We start from the raw sequence: 2,722 nt of genomic DNA, 5'->3' as shown, positions 1-2,722 counted from the left end.
TAACGATGGGTACGTGGACATCTACATTACGGCGTATCGGGGTGGGGTGTTATTGCACAACGAGGGAGGGAGCCATTTCAAGGATGTGACGGCGCAGAGCGGGATAGCGCCTCAGCCTTGGGGCACCTCAGCAGCCTGGGTACCGTTGACAAATGATGGTCTGCTTGACCTGTTCATAGGAAACTACGTTGAGTTCGGTCCGCACACCGACCCGCAACTCTGCAATAATGCCGGCAAGATGACTGCCTGCGGCCCGCGCTTCTACAACCCGATAAAAGGCGTGCTCTATAAAAACCGAGGCAACGGGCATTTTGAAAATGTCTCGAAAGCATGGGGGGTTGATGCGATCCATGGAAAAGACCTCGGGGTGGCCTGCGCGGATTTCGACGGTTCGGGCAGGCAGTCCATCTCGATAGCCAACGATGAGGTGGAGGGCGACCTTTTACAGAACGTCGGCGGACGCTTCAAAAATATCGGGGCTATTTCAGGCACGGCCTATAACGCCGATGGCAACGTGCATGGTGGTATGGGCACCGACTGGGGAGACTACGATAATGATGGGCGGCTCGACCTTGTGGTGGCTACCTTTCAGCACGAGACGAAGTGCATTTACCATAACGATGGCGGCGGCCTTTTCACCGAAAGCTCGGCGCAGTTAGGCATGGCGGATATTGGGCTTCCCTACGTCTCTTTTGGAACCAAGTTTTTCGACTACGATAACGACGGCTGGCTCGACCTTGTCATCGTGAGCGGCCATGTTCAAGACAATATCGCCGAAATTGATAAAAGCACCACCTATCGCCAACCAAGCCTGCTTTTGCGGAACCAGAACGGCACACGCTTTCTCGATGTGACTTCACAGGCCGGCCCCGACTTTCTTAAACCCATTGTTGGACGGGGACTGGCTATCGGCGATTACGATAACGATGGACGCCTCGATGTGCTTGTTGTAGATTCCGAGGGCGCTCCTCTGCTTCTCCACAACGAAACCCCTTCGGCAGGCAACTGGGTGCAGTGTCGCCTGCAAGGCACCAAGAGCAATCGGGATGGTTTAGGAGCCTTGGTGTGGGTGAAGACGGAGGAGGGCAAACGGTATCTGCGGTTGTGCCAGACGGACGGTTCCTACATGTCGGCCTCGGATAAGAGGGTTCATTGCGGGGTAGGGAGTGCCAAGGTTGTGGACATCGAGGTACACTGGCCGAGCGGGCAGGTAGATGCTTATCGGCAGATACCAACCAACCGCATTGTCACGCTGGGTGAGGGCAGTTCACAGGCTAAACAGGCCTAAAGCTGTATATGCGACACTCCGTAGGCTATGCGAGACAGAAAGCCTGGTCTACACATTCACAGAAATGTGCGCTCGGAAACCATGTCATCTCGAAAGAGGGGAAGGGCGTCGGCCTTGAGGGGAAGGGCGCCGGCCTTGAAGTGTGTCATCTCGAAGCAAAGCGAGAGGGATCTTCGGTTTTAGGCGTGCGTTCGTTTGCGATTTTGGAGGTAAAATAGCTGTGATTTGCTGGCCCCCTCCGGCTTTCCCCCACAAGATCGTCACGCGCGATGTGTTCGAACGTCTTTAATGTGAGAAACGCATCGTAACGAGCTGATGCTGTGAGGTGACATAGAGGTCTCTTCACTAGAAGGATAACGATAGATGTCCGGATGGTTGCTGTCTTGTGGAAAGAATAGAAAACGGTTTTCTGCCCTCATCTTGTGCGCAGTAGGCATTGTGCTGGCGGCTCTGCTCGGCGGTTGTGGTGGTTCAGGCTCTTCCTTGCCCCCAAACCCCGGCCCTAACCCGCAAAGTAACGGGCTGGTTTTGGGCACGGTTACCGATATTAACGGAGCACCTATAGTCGGGGCCACGGTAACCATCGGGGGTCAGTCCACCACAACAACACAAGAGGGCGACTATCAGATACCCAATATTACGGTGCCTGCCGGTCAAAATTCGGCCATCTACGTGGTTCGAGCTACAAAGGTCATCAATGGCCAGCAATGGAGCGGCCAAAACACCATCGAAATCCTCAACGGCGATAGCTTCACCTCCAACGCCAATGTGGTGATGTCGCCCACTTCTACCCAAGCAACCCTTTCCGGCACCGTGCGCGATACCAACGGCAACCCACTTGTAGGGGCGCGTGTGTTTGTGGCACCCGGCCCTGTCACCGACCAACAGACGGGAGGGCAGTACTTTACCAGCCTTAGCTCCTTTACCGCCTACACCGATACAAACGGCAACTACACCATTTCGGCCCTACCTACCCTTACAGCCAACGGCACTCCCACCACGGCCACCTACACGGCCACAGCCTCCTTCGCCGGCTACATCAATCAAACCTTCACGAATCTCACATTTACGGCAGGCTCGAACTCTCAACTTAACTTCACGTTGTCCCCCGGCGGCAGCTCCACCCTGCCCGCCATCACCGGTTTCGACGCCGACGCCTTCACGGTACCTCAAGTTGCCACTCGCGCCGCCAACGCGAGTCGTCTGCAGCGGGCCTATCAGGCCATTAAGAACTACATCCTTCAAAAGCAGGGGTTGGCTAATCATCGTGCGCCCGACCCGCGTAAGGTTGTGTTGCGCTATGCCCTTCACACACGCAGTGCTCCTGCCGGCAGCATCGTGGAGTGTGATCTTTTTTGGGACTATCAGCAGGTTCCTAACCTTTTGGGTTTCGATATTCTGCGCTCCCCAAACGACAACGTTCATTTTAGCTCG

The 2,722-nt window shown here is 55.4% G+C and carries 2 protein-coding genes; both read left to right on the top strand.

Annotation, left to right across the window (positions count from 1 at the left end; translation table 11 throughout):
- Positions 1–1,288: CRTAC1 family protein (locus tag VKV29_RS06900; protein ID WP_324200571.1), on the top strand; the 1,288-nt coding region annotated here is incomplete at its 5' end.
- Positions 1,289–1,651: 363 nt separating this feature from the next.
- A partial coding sequence (locus VKV29_RS06895) for a carboxypeptidase-like regulatory domain-containing protein (protein WP_324200570.1) occupies positions 1,652–2,722 on the top strand: 1,071 nt, incomplete at its 3' end.

This window comes from Chthonomonas sp., assembly GCF_035294165.1.
Lineage (GTDB): Bacteria > Armatimonadota > Chthonomonadetes > Chthonomonadales > Chthonomonadaceae > Chthonomonas.
The sequence above is the reverse complement of the archived record's forward strand: the minus strand, read 5'-3'. Positions and strand labels throughout refer to the sequence as shown.